1 protein-coding gene and 1 pseudogene are annotated in these 825 nt (G+C 69.1%); one reads left to right on the top strand and one right to left on the bottom strand.

Annotated features, from left to right (window positions below):
• Nucleotides 1–347: pseudogene (locus DEJ23_RS15855) on the bottom strand (hypothetical protein); the annotation flags it as partial.
• On the opposite strand from DEJ23_RS15855, the gene DEJ23_RS15830 reads away from it, so the two are divergent.
• Nucleotides 322–804, top strand: a complete 483-nt coding sequence (locus DEJ23_RS15830; protein WP_220034244.1) for an SGNH/GDSL hydrolase family protein — start codon at nucleotides 322–324, stop codon at nucleotides 802–804. The pseudogene DEJ23_RS15855 and the gene DEJ23_RS15830 sit on opposite strands and share 26 nt — an antisense overlap.
• The last annotated feature ends 21 nt before the right edge of the window (nucleotides 805–825 follow it).

Here is an 825-nt window from a genome sequence, read left to right as displayed (position 1 = left end):
GTCGTCGCCGCCTCGCTCGCCGTCGCCCTCGGCGGACTCGGCATCGCAACCCTTCCGCACGCCGCCTCTGCCGTCGAGGGCGAACCTGCGCCGACCGCGGTGACCTCCGCCCCGGTCGAGCCGCAGCCCACGGCAACGGCGTCCGCGTCAGCCCCGGCTCCCCAACCCAACGCGCCGACCCCGATCCCGACCACAGCCCCGACCGCTGCGCCGGCTCCCGCGCCGAGCGTGGAGCCGACACCTGAACCGACTCCGACAGCCCTCGCCGTGACGTACGCCGGGGATTCCCTCACAGCGATGCCGCAGTCGTGGATGAAGCAGATGAAGGACCCGTCGATCTCGACCATCGGAGGAGTCGCCATCAACGGGGCGACCTCGACCCGCATCCTGCACGGCGCGACGAAGCGCGACGCCGACGTGCTCGTCGTGATGGCAGGTACGAACGACCTGCGGTACGGCTACAGCTCCAAGTCGATCCTCAAGAACATCGACGGGATCGCCCGTACCGTCGGAGCGGATCACGTCCTCATCGCAGCGATCGCGCCGTCGAACATCACCAAGTACGGGAGCAAGCGGATCGACCGGCGCAAGCAGGGCGAGATCCTCAACCGCGACCTCCAGAACCACGCGCTCACGAAGGGATGGATGTTCGTCGACCCGTGGGCCGCTGACCGCATGCTCAACGGTGGCTGGTCGTGGAAGCGCACGACCGACGGCGTGCACCCCACCACGGCGATGTCAGCGAAGGTCTCCGTGCGGATGCAACAGGCCATCCACCTCGCCGCCGAGGGCGCCAAGCCCTAGGACAGTGAGCGGGCTTCGGTC

It is taken from the genome of Curtobacterium sp. MCSS17_008 (assembly GCF_003234185.1).
In the GTDB taxonomy this organism is placed as follows: domain Bacteria; phylum Actinomycetota; class Actinomycetes; order Actinomycetales; family Microbacteriaceae; genus Curtobacterium.
This window is presented reverse-complemented; position numbering and strand designations above follow the sequence as displayed.

Excerpts from the sequence above, each read along its gene's own strand:
- DEJ23_RS15830 (WP_220034244.1), top strand. The coding sequence starts at position 322 with ATGAAGGACCCGTCGATCTCGACCATCGGAGGAGTCGCCATCAACGGG.